The sequence below is a fragment of the Paraburkholderia humisilvae genome (genome assembly GCF_902859855.1).
In the GTDB taxonomy this organism is placed as follows: domain Bacteria; phylum Pseudomonadota; class Gammaproteobacteria; order Burkholderiales; family Burkholderiaceae; genus Paraburkholderia; species Paraburkholderia humisilvae.
This window is the reverse complement of sequence record NZ_CADIKH010000001.1, coordinates 253,469-266,437: the sequence shown is the minus strand read 5'-3', so window position 1 is coordinate 266,437 and position 12,969 is coordinate 253,469. Positions and strand designations below refer to the sequence as shown.

The window sequence follows — 12,969 nt, the reverse complement described above, 5'->3', positions numbered from 1 at the left end:
CGACGTGGATAACGTCGATGGCCGCGTTTCAGATGCACTTGTCTGGACTGAGGAAATGATGAATCAGGTAATCAGGACCATCGAGTACGACCGCCCGCTTGCGCAAGGGATGACCTGCGGTATCGGCGAAGCGTGGGCCAAGGTTCCGCAGACGCCGTCCGCCGAAGAACGACTTGCGCTGAAGGAACGCATTCGCGCGTTGCTCAAGCGCGAAAAGGCTGTGCTTGTTGCGCACTACTACGTCGACGCGGAGTTGCAGGAGCTCGCTGACGAAACCGGCGGGTGCGTGGCCGATTCGCTCGAAATGGCGCGCTTCGGCCGCGATCATGAGGCGCAGACGCTGGTGGTCGCCGGGGTTCGGTTCATGGGCGAAACGGCGAAAATTCTGAGCCCAGGCAAGCGGATCCTGATGCCGGATCTCGATGCGACCTGCTCGCTCGATCTGGGTTGCCCGGCAGATGAGTTCTCGGCGTTTTGCGATGCCCATCCCGACCGCACGGTGGTTGTCTATGCGAATACGAGCGCCGCGGTGAAGGCGCGCGCGGACTGGATGGTGACGTCGTCGATCGGGCTCGAGATCGTCGCCGACTTGCATGCGCGCGGTGAAAAGATCATCTGGGCGCCGGACCGCCATCTGGGCAGCTACATCCAGAAGAAGACGGGTGCGGATATGTTGCTGTGGCAAGGCTCGTGTCTTGTCCACGACGAGTTCAAAGGCATCGAGCTCGATGTGCTGCGCGCGGACTATCCGCACGCGAAAGTGCTTGTTCATCCGGAATCGCCGGAAAGCGTGGTCGCGCAGGCTGACGTGGTCGGATCGACCACGCAGCTGATCGATGCGGCTCGACGACTCGATGCGACGCACTTCATCGTCGCGACGGATCTCGGCATTTTGCACAAGATGCGGCTTGCGGCGCCTGGCAAGACATTTATCGAAGCGCCGACCGCCGGCAACAGTGCGACCTGCAAGAGCTGCGCGCACTGCCCATGGATGGCGATGAACGGTCTCGCCAATCTCGCCGACGTGCTCGAGCGTGGCCAGAACGAAATCTTCGTCGATCCGGATATCGGCGCGCGCGCGAAGTTGCCGATCGACCGGATGCTGGATTTCGCCGCCCGTCACAAGAAGCGCGTGCAGGCGAGCGGCGACCTCGCGCGCGATGGCGCGCTGTTTACGAACGTGGGGGCCGCGTGATGGGTGCTGGCGGGCAGCCTAACTATCTGGGCGACGTGGTGTCGCCGCTCTTTGAGGAAATACGTGCGCAATACGGCGACGCGTTCGATGCAGCGCTCGCGCGTAACGTGGCGGACGCGCTTGCCGAGGACGTGGGCAGCGGCGACCTGACCGGGCGCCTCGTGCCGGCCGATGAGATGCGCGATGCGCGAATCATCGTCCGCGAAGAGGCGGTGTTGTGCGGCGTGATGTGGTTCAACGAAGTAATGCGCCGCGTCGATCCGCGTATCGATGTGCGCTGGCGTTATCGGGAAGGCGACCGGATGACGGCCGACACGACGGTCTGCGCGTTGCGCGGCCCGGCGCGTTCGCTCCTGACGGCTGAGCGCAACGCATTGAACTTCCTGCAGATGCTGTCCGGTGTTGCGACGGCGACGCGGCGTTTCGCCGACGCGATCAGCCACACGCGCGCACGGGTGCTCGATACGCGCAAGACATTGCCGGGACTGCGGCTCGCGCAGAAGTACGCGGTGCGTGTGGGCGGCGGCGCGAATCAGCGGCTCGCGCTGTACGACGGGATTCTGATCAAGGAAAACCATATCGCCGCGGCGGGCGGCGTGGCCGCCGCAATGGATGCCGCACTGGCATTGGACGCGAAGGTGCCGGTTCAGATCGAAGTTGAAACGCTTGATCAACTCGACATAGCGCTTGCGCATGGTGCCCGTTCGGTGCTGCTCGATAACTTCTCATTCGAAGCGATGCGCGACGCGGTGCGTGTCACGGCGGGACGAGCGGTGCTCGAGGTGTCAGGAGGCGTGAACTTCGAGACGATCCGCACGATTGCCGAGACCGGCGTCGACCGTATTTCGGTTGGCGCACTGACGAAAGACGTGCGAGCGACCGATTATTCGATGCGTATCATCTAGCCGCCAGCCTGAGTCTGTCGCGCCGAGGCAAAGGCGGCGCGGCCCCAGGAAAAGGCTGTCGCGGCAATACCGTTTGGGGTGCGCGATGGCCTTTTACTTGGGCGAATATTCACAGGTGCCGGTTCGGCACAGGTTCGGGCGATAACACGGTCGGCAGCGCCTTCGGCAATGCGGCCGGCCAGTCGCGGCTAAAGTGCAGGCCGCGGCTTTCGCGCCGCGACCGTGCTCCTTCGACGATCAGCGACGCGACATCGACCAGGTTGCGTAATTCGAGCAGATCGCGGCTCACCTTGAAGTTCGCGTAGTACTCGTGGATCTCGTCTCGCAGCAGTGAGACCCGATGCTTCGCACGCGCGAGCCGCTTGTCCGTGCGCACGATGCCGACGTAATTCCACATCAGCCGGCGCAACTCGTCCCAGTTGTGTGCGACGACCACTTCTTCGTCCGGGTCCGATACACGACTTTCGTCCCAATCCGGCAACGGCGCGTGCACGGTTGCGCCAAAACCTTCCTGTTCGATCGCGGCAGCCGTGGATCGGCCGATCACCAGACACTCGAGCAGCGAATTGCTGGCGAGGCGGTTCGCGCCGTGCAGACCCGTGCATGACGTTTCCCCGACCGCGTACAACCCTGTGAGGTCGGTGCGGCCCGCGAGGTCTGTGACGACACCGCCGCACGTGTAGTGCGCGGCCGGTACGACCGGAATGGGCTGCTTCGTGATGTCGATGCCGAACTCCATGCAGCGCGCGAGGATAGTCGGAAAGTGCTCATGCAGGAACGCGGCCGGTTGGTGGCTGATGTCGAGATAGACGCAGTCGATACCCCGCTTTTTGATCTCAAAGTCGATCGCGCGGGCGACGATGTCGCGCGGCGCCAGTTCGGCGCGTTCGTCGTGGGCGGGCATGAAGCGGGTGCCGTCCGGCAGTTTCAACAGACCGCCTTCGCCGCGCACGGCTTCGGTTATCAGGAACGACTTCGCGTAAGGGTGAAACAGGCAGGTCGGATGGAACTGGATGAACTCCATGTTAGAGACGCGGCAGCCGGCGCGCCATGCCATCGCGATGCCGTCGCCGGTCGCGGTGTCGGGGTTGGTCGTGTACAGATAGACTTTCCCCGCGCCGCCCGTGGCGAGCACCGTATGCGGCGCTTCGACCGTGACGGTGCGGCCGCTTTTCAGATCGAGTGCGTAGAGCCCGTGACAGCGGCGCCCCGGCAGGCCCAGGCGATCGGACGTGATCAGATCGATCGCGTAGTAATCTTCGAGCAGCGTGATGTTGGGGTGGGTACGCACCTGTTCGCTGAGCGTGGCGACGACGGCGTGGCCCGTTGCATCCGCCGCGTGAATGATGCGGCGATGGCTATGGCCGCCTTCGCGCGTCAGGTGAAAACCGAGCTCGGCTGCGTCGTCTTTCGTGAACGGCACGCCCTGCGCGATCAGCCATTCGATCGCTTCGCGGCCATGCTCGACGATAAAGCGCGTGGCCGCTTCGTCGCATAGCCCGGCACCCGCAATCAGCGTATCGCGTACATGGTTCTCGACGCTGTCGGCGGAATCCAGCACTGCGGCAATACCGCCTTGCGCCCAGTCGCTCGCACCATCCATCAACGAGCGCTTTGCAATGACCGCGACGCGCCGCGACCGGGCAAGGTTCAGCGCGACGCTCAACCCGGCAAGGCCGCTTCCGACAATCGCTACATCGAAATTCATCTGCTGCATCTCATGTTCCTGTTGTCGCGGCGCGCGGCGGGCCGCTTGCCGGTAAGAAACCAAAGAGCATACGCGCCGCGGACCGCGAGGAAAAGCTGGCCAAACGGCCAATGACAAATACCGGCAGGAATAGGCAAGAGACGCCGGGCGACAGACGCGGCGCGGCAGGTACTCTAAATATGGTCGAAACGGTCCGCAAAACAAAATGCCCCGCACGTGGGCGGGGCATTCTGGATAAAGAAACCAGACTTACTTGATCTTGGTTTCCTTGTAAGCGACATGCTTGCGGGCGACGGGATCGAACTTCTTGATCTCCATCTTTTCCGGCATGTTGCGCTTGTTCTTGGTGGTCGTATAGAAGTGACCGGTGCCGGCGGTCGATTCCAGCTTGATCTTGTCGCGTGCGCCTTTAGCCATGATTGACTCCTTAGACTTCGCCGCGTGCGCGCAGGTCGGCGAGCACTACGTCGATACCGTTCTTGTCGATCAGGCGCATGCCGGCGGTCGAAACGCGCAGACGCACCCAACGGTTCTCGCTTTCAACCCAGAAACGGCGGCTTTGCAGGTTCGGAAGAAAACGACGATTGGTCTTGTTGTTCGCGTGGGAAACGTTGTGGCCGCTCATCGGCGCTTTCCCAGTTACTTGGCATACGCGTGCCATGAGAGCACTCCTAATACGCTTAAATTCTGAGCCCGAATGCCGTTAAGTTTCCTGGAATGAGGCACTGGCGACGACCCGCGGTAACGTCCATAGGGACGTTCGCCTGCTGGTTTCCCGTCAATTCCGGAAGGCCTTGGAAGGCTACTTCGAACAGGGTTACAGGTTTGGAAAGAGGCAAACCGCGATTCTAGCAGAAAAAAACCCGCAAAATCAAACTTTTTGCCGCCAGGAAGGACGCGCGGCACCGACGCTGACTCAGATCAGGCCGTTGCGTGCGAACGAGTATACGTCCCTCGCGCCGACCACGACATGATCGAGCAGTCGCACGTCGACGAGCGCAAGCGCCTGTTGCAGCAGCCGGGTCAACTGGCGGTCGGCGGCGCTCGGCCTGGCTGCGCCTGACGGGTGATTGTGCGCGACGATCAGGCCCGCCGCGTTCACCAGCAGCGCGCGCCGGACGATTTCGCGCGGATAGACCGTCATCTGGGTCAACGACCCGCGCGCGAGCTCTTCCGGCTGGATCAGCCGGTGCCGCGCGTCCAGATAAAGGCAGTAGAACACCTCGTGCGGCAGCCCGCCGATCCGCAGGCGCAGATAGTCGTCGACGGCCTGCGGCGAGTCGAGCAGCGAGCGCTGTTCGAGTTCCTCGTGAAGCGCGCGGCGGACCATCTCGATGATCGCAAGCAACTGTGCGATTTTCGCGGGGCCGATGCCGTGCAACCCGGTGAAGTCCTTTTCGGTCGCGTTGAGTATCGCGCGCATGGACCCGAAGCGCTCGACCAGCGTGCGGGCCATTTCGAATACGTTGCGGCCGGGCAGCCCCGAGCCGAGGATCAGTGCGATCAGGTCTGAATTGGACAGCGCGCCCGGCCCGAATTTGAGCAGCCGCTCACGGGGCATGTCCTGCTTCGGTGGAAAGCCCTCGCGGCGAGCGGCCGGCGCGCTCTCCGGGGCCGGCAGCATGGGCGCCGCCGCGTGTTCGTGGGCAATGCAGATACCGTCATCCATGTCAGCGGCCCCCGCGGTCCGGCGCTGCGCGGCCTCGCGCCGCAGGCGCGTGGTGCGAGCCGCCACCGGATATGTGGCTTACAATACAGGCTTTGCGCCGGGCACCGTTGCGCGGCGCGTTCTGGCAACACGCGCAGCACCGCGCGCGTCGCGCCGCGCGGCCACCTACAGGGCGCGCGCGAGGCGCCGCGGCGTAGGCACACGGTGCAACGGTGCCTCGCGCATTCCGACCGAACGAGTACTGCATGAGCATCATCGACATCTCCGAAGTGAAACCGGGTTCGCACGTCACGCTTCATTACCGGCTTTCGCTTGCCGATGGCGCCGAGATCGTCAACACCTTCGCCGACAAGCCGGCTACGCTGCTGCTAGGGGCGGGCCAACTGGCACCGCCGCTGGAGGATATTTTGCTGGGATTGAAGGTCGGCCACCATTCGACCTTTCAGCTAGTGTCTGGTCAGGCGTTCGGCCCGCGCAACCCGGAGTTGATCCAGCGGGTGTCGCTCGCGACGCTGCGCGAAAACAGCATGCTGGGCGAGGATTTTTCTCCCGGCGATCTCGTCGAATTCAATGCGCCAGGCGGCGGACGCTACGCGGGCGTGCTGAAAGAGGTCGGCGAAACCTCGGCCCTGTTCGATTTCAATCACCCGCTCGCCGGCCAGGCGCTCGCGTTCGAAGTGAAAATCATCGGAATCCTGTAAACATGAGCATCATGGATACGACTCTCGCCGAAACGGAAATCCTGCTAGCGCAGCCGCGCGGGTTCTGTGCCGGCGTCGACCGCGCGATCGAGATCGTCGAGCGCGCGATCAAACTGTATGGCTCACCCATCTATGTGCGCCATGAAATCGTCCATAACGCGTATGTCGTCGAGGATCTGCGCAAAAAGGGGGCGATCTTCATCGAACAGCTCGACGAAGTGCCGTCGGGCAGCACGGTTATCTTCAGCGCGCACGGCGTGTCGAAGGCGGTGCGTGCCGAGGCCGAGTCGCGCGGATTGCGCGTGTACGACGCGACCTGTCCGCTTGTGACCAAGGTGCATATCGAAGTCGCGAAGATGCGCGCGGAAGGCTTCGATGTCGTGATGATCGGCCACAAGGGTCACCCGGAGGTCGAGGGCACGATGGGCCAGACCGAGCAAGGCATGTATCTCGTCGAAGACATCGAAGACGTGCAGGCGCTCGTGCTGGCCGATCCGGACCGCATTGCCTACGTGACGCAGACCACGCTGTCGGTTGACGACGCGGCCGAAATCATCGCGGCGCTGAAGACTAAATTTCCGCAAATCCGCGAGCCGAAGAAGCAGGACATCTGCTACGCGACGCAGAACCGCCAGGACGCCGTGAAATTCATGGCGCCGCAGTGCGACGTCGTGATCGTAGTCGGCAGCCCGAATAGTTCGAATTCGAACCGTCTGCGCGAGCTGGCGGAAAAGCTTGGCGTGCCCGCCTATATGGTCGATTCACCTGACCAGATCGACCTGAAATGGGTCATCGACAAGAAGCGCATTGGCGTGACAGCCGGCGCGTCGGCGCCTGAAGCGCTCGCGCAAGCTGTGATCGGCCGCTTGCGCGAGATGGGCGTGCGCAACGTGCGCGCGCTCGACGGAATCGAGGAGAACATTGCGTTTCCGCTTCCTCGAGGGTTGGGTCTGCCCGTCTGATGGGGTGCGATCGCGAGCACGCGATCGCCGCAGCTAAAGCGCGCCTTGCGGGCGCGCTTTTTTTTATCGTGTTTCGCCGAAAATAAGTTCCACATCATGCGATGAAGCCGTTTTGGATGTGCCAGGCCGCACAGTTTTTGGGAAATTGGCGGCGTAATTTGGTCTGTAAACGGCTATCGTACCCCTTTTTAAATCGATGCTTCACGGCTCAGTGGTGGTGGCGATTTGCACCAAAACAATGCGTAAATTGGAGTGGCCTGCGCGTATCCCGGCAGGCGCTCGAAACCTTTGAGGCTCGCGCTTTCCCAGCAACCACAAGGCTCACGGGCAAGGCAGCAGGTTTTCCGGAATGGTGCAACTGTGGCACAAATAACGCATCGCAACCGGGTTGCGCCAAACCCGCGATACGGATCTCAAAAAGTGGTTGCAATGATGGAAAACCCTGCGCATTCAACAATATTGCCCATCCCATAATTGGAGTTACAATGCGCGCGTTCTTAAGGCTTCAGGCGCTTCGGAACATCGGATTGAGCAAGGCGCAGGAGACCTATTTGATGCATGTCAAGTTTGCTTTCGCCGTGTCTATCGCGGCCGCGGTCGTGATGTCGACCGGGTGCAGCAGGAAGAACGACGGGGAAGCGAGCACGGCCGCGTCGGCAACCGCGACCGCGGCGGCAGCGCCGGCGAGTGCGGGCGGGACAAATAGTGGAGCAAACCCGGCGACTGTGGTGAAAATCGGCCACGCGGCGCCGTTGACCGGTCCGATTGCACATCTTGGCAAGGACAACGAAAACGGAGCGCGCCTCGCGGTCGAGGAGATCAACGCTCAGGGACTGACGATCGACGGCCGCAAGATCCAGTTGGAACTCGACGCGCAGGACGACGCAGGTGACCCGAAGACGGGCACGCAAGTCGCTCAGCGTCTCGTTGACGATCACGTGGTGGCAGTAGTCGGGCATCTGAATTCCGGCGTGTCGATTCCGGCGTCGAAGATCTACAGCGATGCGGGCATCGTGCAGATCTCGCCGTCGTCGACGAATCCTGCGTATACGCAGCAGGGATTCAAGACCACCTACCGTGTGGTCGCGACCGACGCGCAGCAGGGCCCGGCGCTGGCCAACTACGCGACGAAGGCGTTGAACGCGAAACGGATCGCCGTCGTCGACGACGCAACGGCGTACGGCAAGGGCCTCGCCGATGAATTCGCGAAAACCGTGCAGGCGAGCGGTGCGACGATCGTTGCGCGGGAAGCGACGAATGACCGGGCCACCGACTTCCGGGCCATTCTCACCAGAATCAAAAGCGTTCAGCCGGACGTGATCATGTACGGCGGCATGGACGCAACGGGCGGACCGTTCACCAGACAGGCGGCGGCGCTCGGTATCAGGGCAAAAATCCTTGGCGGCGACGGCGTGTGCACCGACAAGGTCGAGGAGCTGGCAGGGCAAGCCGTACAGAACCTCGTGTGTTCGGAAGCAGGACTTGCGCTTTCGAAGATGGAGCGGGGCGCGGACTTCGAAAAGAAGTACACCGACCGCTTCCACACGCCGGTGCAGATTTACGCACCGTTCACGTATGACGCTGTATACGTGATCGTCGACGCAATGAAGCGCGCCAATTCGATCGACGCGCCCAAGGTGCTGGCTGCGATGCCGTCCACCGATTACAACGGGGTAATCGGCCACATCGCATTCGACGACAAGGGTGATTTGAAAGAAGGCGCCATTACGCTTTACGACTTCAAGGACGGCAAGAAGACCGTTCTCGACGTCGTGAAGATGTGATGACGGGAATAAAGCGTGGCGGCACCGAACCATCCGTCGGTGCCGTTTTTGCATCCGCTTCGAACGTGGGCGCTGTTGCGAACCAGCCGCACGCACGTTCGATGCGAATAACCCTTACCGGTCTTTTACATCAGTACCGCAGTGCCGTTGCGATTCCGTGCTTCACCACCGCCACCCCGGCCGATGATGAACGTGAATCCAGTCGCACGGGCCAAGGAGTATTAAATGGATATTTTCATCCAGCAGATCATCAACGGACTGGTGCTTGGTAGCGTCTACGCGATCATCGCACTGGGCTACACGATGGTGTACGGCATTCTGGGCATCATCAATTTCGCGCACGGCGACGTGTTGATGATCGGCGCAATGGTCTCGTTGTCGGCCATCGGCGTGCTGCAGAATCACTTTCCCGGCCTCGGCAACGTGGCGACGCTCGCCATCGCGCTGATCATTGCCGCCTGCGTTTGCGCGGTGGTTGGCTTCACGATCGAGCGCGTCGCGTACCGGCCGCTGCGCCGTGCGCCACGTCTCGCACCGCTGATCACGGCAATCGGTGTGTCGATCCTGCTGCAGACGATCGCGATGATCATCTGGGGCCGCAATCCGCTCGCCTTTCCGCAGCTGCTGCCCACCGACCCGATCAACGTGATCAAGGCGACCGACACGAACCCCGGCGCCGTGATCTCGATGACTGAAATTGTGATCATCGTCGTCGCCTTCCTCGTGATGGGCGGTCTGCTGCTGCTCGTGCACAAAACGAAGCTCGGCCGCGCGATGCGCGCGATCGCCGAAAATCCGAACGTCGCGAGCCTGATGGGCGTGAGCCCGAACTTCGTGATCTCGGCGACCTTCATGATCGGCTCCGCGCTCGCCGCGCTGGCCGGCGTGATGATCGCGTCCGAATACGGCAATGCGCACTTTTACATGGGCTTCATTCCGGGCCTGAAGGCGTTCACCGCGGCGGTGCTGGGCGGTATCGGCAACCTTGGCGGCGCGATGGTCGGCGGCGTGCTGCTCGGCCTGATCGAGCAGCTCGGCGCGGGCTATGTCGGCAACCTGACCGGCGGCGTATTCGGCAGTAACTACCAGGACGTATTTGCGTTCATCGTGCTGATCATCGTGCTGGTGTTCCGTCCGTCGGGCCTGCTCGGCGAACGTGTCGCGGATCGTGCCTGACCTCGGGCGAAATCGGGCCAACAGGAGTAGATAACCATGACCTCAATTCAACCGATCGAGCCGTCGACGACGCTCATCCCCGAGAAGAACATGACGAAGACGCTGATGGTCGGCGTCATCACCGCGGTGTTCGTGATCGCTGCGCCGATGATCATCGGCGCAGCCGGCGGCAACTACTGGGTGCGCGTGCTCGACTTCGCGATGCTGTACGTGATGCTCGCGCTAGGCCTGAACGTGGTAGTCGGCTTTGCCGGCCTGTTGGACCTCGGCTACATCGCGTTCTATGCGATCGGCGCGTACACCGCGGCGCTGCTCACGTCGCCGCACCTGACGACCCAGTTTGCGTGGATCGCCGCGCTGGCCCCGAACGGCCTGCACGCGCCGATCTGGATCGTCGTGCCGCTTGCGATGGCACTCGCGGCAATGTTCGGCGTGCTGCTCGGCGCGCCGACGCTGCGCCTGCGCGGCGACTACCTTGCGATCGTCACGTTGGGCTTTGGTGAAATCGTGCGGATCTTCATGAACAACCTCGACCGCCCGGTGAACATCACCAACGGGCCGAAGGGGATCACCGGCATCGACCCGGTGCATGTCGCTGGCTTCAATCTGTCGCAAACGCACACGCTGTTCGGGTTCACGTTCCCGTCCGTGTACATGTATTACTACCTGTTCGTGCTGTGCGCGCTACTCGTGATCTGGACCTGTACGCGCCTGCAGCACTCGCGTATCGGCCGCGCGTGGGCGGCTATTCGTGAAGACGAAATCGCCGCGAAGGCCATGGGCATCAATACCCGCAACGTGAAGCTGCTTGCGTTCGCAATGGGCGCGTCGTTCGGCGGCCTGTCAGGCGCGATGTTCGCGGGCTTCCAGGGTTTTGTGTCGCCCGAGTCGTTCACCTTCTGGGAATCGGTCGTCGTGCTCGCATGCGTGGTGCTGGGCGGCATGGGGCATATTCCGGGCGTGATTCTCGGCGCGGTGCTGCTCGCCGTGTTCCCCGAGTTCCTGCGTACGACGATGGGGCCGCTGCAGCACTTCCTGTTCGGCCATGAAGTGGTCGATACCGAAGTGATCCGCCAGCTGCTGTACGGTCTCGCGATGGTGCTCATCATGCTGTACCGCTCGGAAGGCCTGTGGCCGTCGCCGAAGCACGAGGACAAGATTGCGAAACTGGCGAAGCGTAACGGCAAGAAGCCGGCGCGCGCGTAACGGCAGGGGACACCACGATGAGCGACAAAACGATTCGACTATCCGTCAAAGGCGTGAACAAGCGCTTCGGCGGCCTGCAGGCCCTCTCGGACGTCGGCCTGCAAATCGAGGAAGGTTCGATCTACGGACTGATCGGCCCCAACGGCGCCGGCAAGACCACGTTCTTCAACGTGATCACCGGCCTTTATTCGCCGGACTCGGGTGAATTCAAGCTCGACGGCCAGAACTACACGCCGACCGCGGTGTATCAGGTTGCGAAGGCCGGCATTGCACGCACCTTCCAGAATATCCGTCTGTTCGGCGGCATGACCGCGCTCGAGAACGTGATGGTCGGGCGTCATGTGCGCACGAAGCACGGCCTGTTCGGCGCGGTATTCCAGACACCGGCTGAGCGCAGGGAAGAGCGCGAGATCAAGGAGCGCGCGCTCGAACTGCTCGAATATGTCGGCGTGCTGCAGTACGCGGACTACACGTCGCGCAACCTGTCGTACGGCCACCAGCGGCGTCTGGAGATCGCACGCGCACTGGCGACCGATCCGAAGCTGCTTGCGCTCGACGAGCCGGCCGCGGGCATGAACGCGACGGAAAAGGTCGAATTGACGCGGTTGCTCGACAAGATCCGCAGCGACGGCAAGACGATCCTGCTGATCGAGCATGACGTGAAACTGGTGATGGGCCTGTGCAACCGGATGACAGTGCTCGATTACGGCAAGGTGATCGCCGAGGGTCTGCCGCACGACGTGCAGAAAGACCCGAAAGTGATCGAGGCATATCTCGGTGCGGGGGTCCACTGATGGCTACGGCGATGTTGAAAATCAAGGGCCTGCAGGTCAACTATGGCGGCATCCAGGCAGTCAAGGGTGTCGACATGGAAGTCGCGCAGGGCGAGCTCGTCACGCTGATCGGCGCGAACGGCGCGGGCAAGACCACGACGATGAAGGCGATCACGGGCCTCAAGCCGTACTCGGCAGGCGACATCGAGTACATGGGCCAGTCGATCAAGGGGCTGCCGGCGCACGAGCTGCTCAAGCGCGGCCTCGCGATGGTGCCGGAAGGCCGCGGCATCTTCGCGCGGATGACGATTTACGAAAACATGCAGATGGGCGCGTATCTGCGCACCGACGACGACGGCATCAAGAAGGACGTCGAACGGATGTTCGGCTTCTTCCCGCGCCTGAAGGAGCGCGCGACACAACTGGCCGGTACGCTGTCCGGCGGCGAACAGCAGATGCTCGCGATGGCGCGCGCGATCATCAGCAAGCCTAAGCTACTGTTGCTCGATGAGCCGTCGATGGGCCTGTCGCCGATCATGGTCGAGAAGATCTTCGAAGTGGTGCGGGAGATATCGAAAGAAGGCTTGACGGTGCTGCTCGTCGAACAGAACGCGCGTCTGGCGTTGCAGGCGGCGAATCGCGGCTACGTGATGGACTCGGGGATGGTGACGATGTCCGGCGACGCGAAGAAGATGCTCGACGATCCGAAGGTGCGCGCGGCGTATCTGGGTGAATAAGCGGGCGAAGACAGGTGCGGTATCGTGCGTCCGGTTTTGAACCGGGCGCACGATGCGAAGAGGGCCGCGTGCAGGCAATGCACGCGGCCCTCTGTTTATGGGCGGCGTATGTGCCGCGTATGTGCCGCGCTTCGCGCTTCGTTCTTCGCGCGA

General features: G+C 62.3%; 13 protein-coding genes. 9 read left to right on the top strand and 4 right to left on the bottom strand.

What is annotated here, in order from left to right; genetic code table 11:
• Positions 1 to 55: 55 nt before the first annotated feature.
• On the top strand, positions 56 to 1,195 hold the full coding sequence (gene nadA / locus HV796_RS01140) for a quinolinate synthase NadA (protein ID WP_175224310.1): 1,140 nt from the start codon (positions 56 to 58) through the stop codon (positions 1,193 to 1,195).
• Positions 1,195 to 2,100, top strand: a complete 906-nt coding sequence (gene nadC / locus HV796_RS01135; RefSeq protein WP_175224308.1) for a carboxylating nicotinate-nucleotide diphosphorylase — start codon at positions 1,195 to 1,197, stop codon at positions 2,098 to 2,100. The genes nadA and nadC overlap by 1 nt, the downstream gene beginning before the upstream one ends.
• A gap of 109 nt (positions 2,101 to 2,209) precedes the next feature.
• Here nadC and nadB read toward each other — a convergent pair whose 3' ends face one another.
• The 4 genes from nadB to radC all read right to left on the bottom strand — a co-directional run bounded on the left by nadB (position 2,210) and on the right by radC (position 5,432).
• Entirely contained in the window at positions 2,210 to 3,808 is a 1,599-nt protein-coding gene (gene nadB / locus HV796_RS01130; protein ID WP_175224542.1) for an L-aspartate oxidase, read from the bottom strand.
• Positions 3,809 to 4,057: 249 nt separating this feature from the next.
• Positions 4,058 to 4,225, bottom strand: coding sequence for a 50S ribosomal protein L33 (rpmG, locus tag HV796_RS01125; RefSeq protein WP_175113661.1), 168 nt, complete (start codon positions 4,223 to 4,225; stop codon positions 4,058 to 4,060).
• 10 nt (positions 4,226 to 4,235) lie between these two features.
• Positions 4,236 to 4,469: a 50S ribosomal protein L28 gene (gene rpmB, locus HV796_RS01120; protein ID WP_175224307.1), complete on the bottom strand. Its 234-nt coding sequence runs from the start codon at positions 4,467 to 4,469 to the stop codon at positions 4,236 to 4,238.
• Between the two features lie 255 nt (positions 4,470 to 4,724).
• Entirely contained in the window at positions 4,725 to 5,432 is a 708-nt protein-coding gene (gene radC / locus HV796_RS01115) for a RadC family protein (protein WP_246355635.1), read from the bottom strand.
• A 290-nt stretch (positions 5,433 to 5,722) separates the two neighbouring features.
• Between radC and HV796_RS01110 the strand changes: the two genes are divergently transcribed.
• The 7 genes from HV796_RS01110 to HV796_RS01080 all read left to right on the top strand — a co-directional run bounded on the left by HV796_RS01110 (position 5,723) and on the right by HV796_RS01080 (position 12,816).
• Positions 5,723 to 6,178 carry an FKBP-type peptidyl-prolyl cis-trans isomerase gene (locus HV796_RS01110; protein WP_175224303.1) on the top strand — a complete coding sequence of 152 codons (456 nt, stop codon included), beginning with the start codon at positions 5,723 to 5,725 and terminating at the stop codon, positions 6,176 to 6,178.
• A gap of 2 nt (positions 6,179 to 6,180) precedes the next feature.
• The gene (gene ispH, locus HV796_RS01105; RefSeq protein ID WP_175224301.1) at positions 6,181 to 7,140 is read left to right on the top strand and encodes a 4-hydroxy-3-methylbut-2-enyl diphosphate reductase; all 960 of its coding nucleotides are present in this window, start codon (positions 6,181 to 6,183) and stop codon (positions 7,138 to 7,140) included.
• A gap of 554 nt (positions 7,141 to 7,694) precedes the next feature.
• Positions 7,695 to 8,924: a branched-chain amino acid ABC transporter substrate-binding protein gene (locus HV796_RS01100; RefSeq protein WP_175224299.1), complete on the top strand. Its 1,230-nt coding sequence runs from the start codon at positions 7,695 to 7,697 to the stop codon at positions 8,922 to 8,924.
• A gap of 225 nt (positions 8,925 to 9,149) precedes the next feature.
• Positions 9,150 to 10,100 (top strand): branched-chain amino acid ABC transporter permease, encoded by a 951-nt coding sequence (locus tag HV796_RS01095; protein WP_175224297.1) that lies wholly within the window; start codon positions 9,150 to 9,152, stop codon positions 10,098 to 10,100.
• 36 nt (positions 10,101 to 10,136) lie between these two features.
• Complete coding sequence (locus HV796_RS01090) at positions 10,137 to 11,306, top strand: ABC transporter permease subunit (RefSeq protein ID WP_175224295.1); 1,170 nt, start codon at positions 10,137 to 10,139, stop codon at positions 11,304 to 11,306.
• Between the two features lie 17 nt (positions 11,307 to 11,323).
• On the top strand, positions 11,324 to 12,100 hold the full coding sequence (locus tag HV796_RS01085; RefSeq protein WP_175224293.1) for an ABC transporter ATP-binding protein: 777 nt from the start codon (positions 11,324 to 11,326) through the stop codon (positions 12,098 to 12,100).
• Positions 12,100 to 12,816, top strand: coding sequence for an ABC transporter ATP-binding protein (locus HV796_RS01080; RefSeq protein ID WP_175224291.1), 717 nt, complete (start codon positions 12,100 to 12,102; stop codon positions 12,814 to 12,816). Before HV796_RS01085 ends, HV796_RS01080 begins: the two co-directional genes overlap by 1 nt.
• The last annotated feature ends 153 nt before the right edge of the window (positions 12,817 to 12,969 follow it).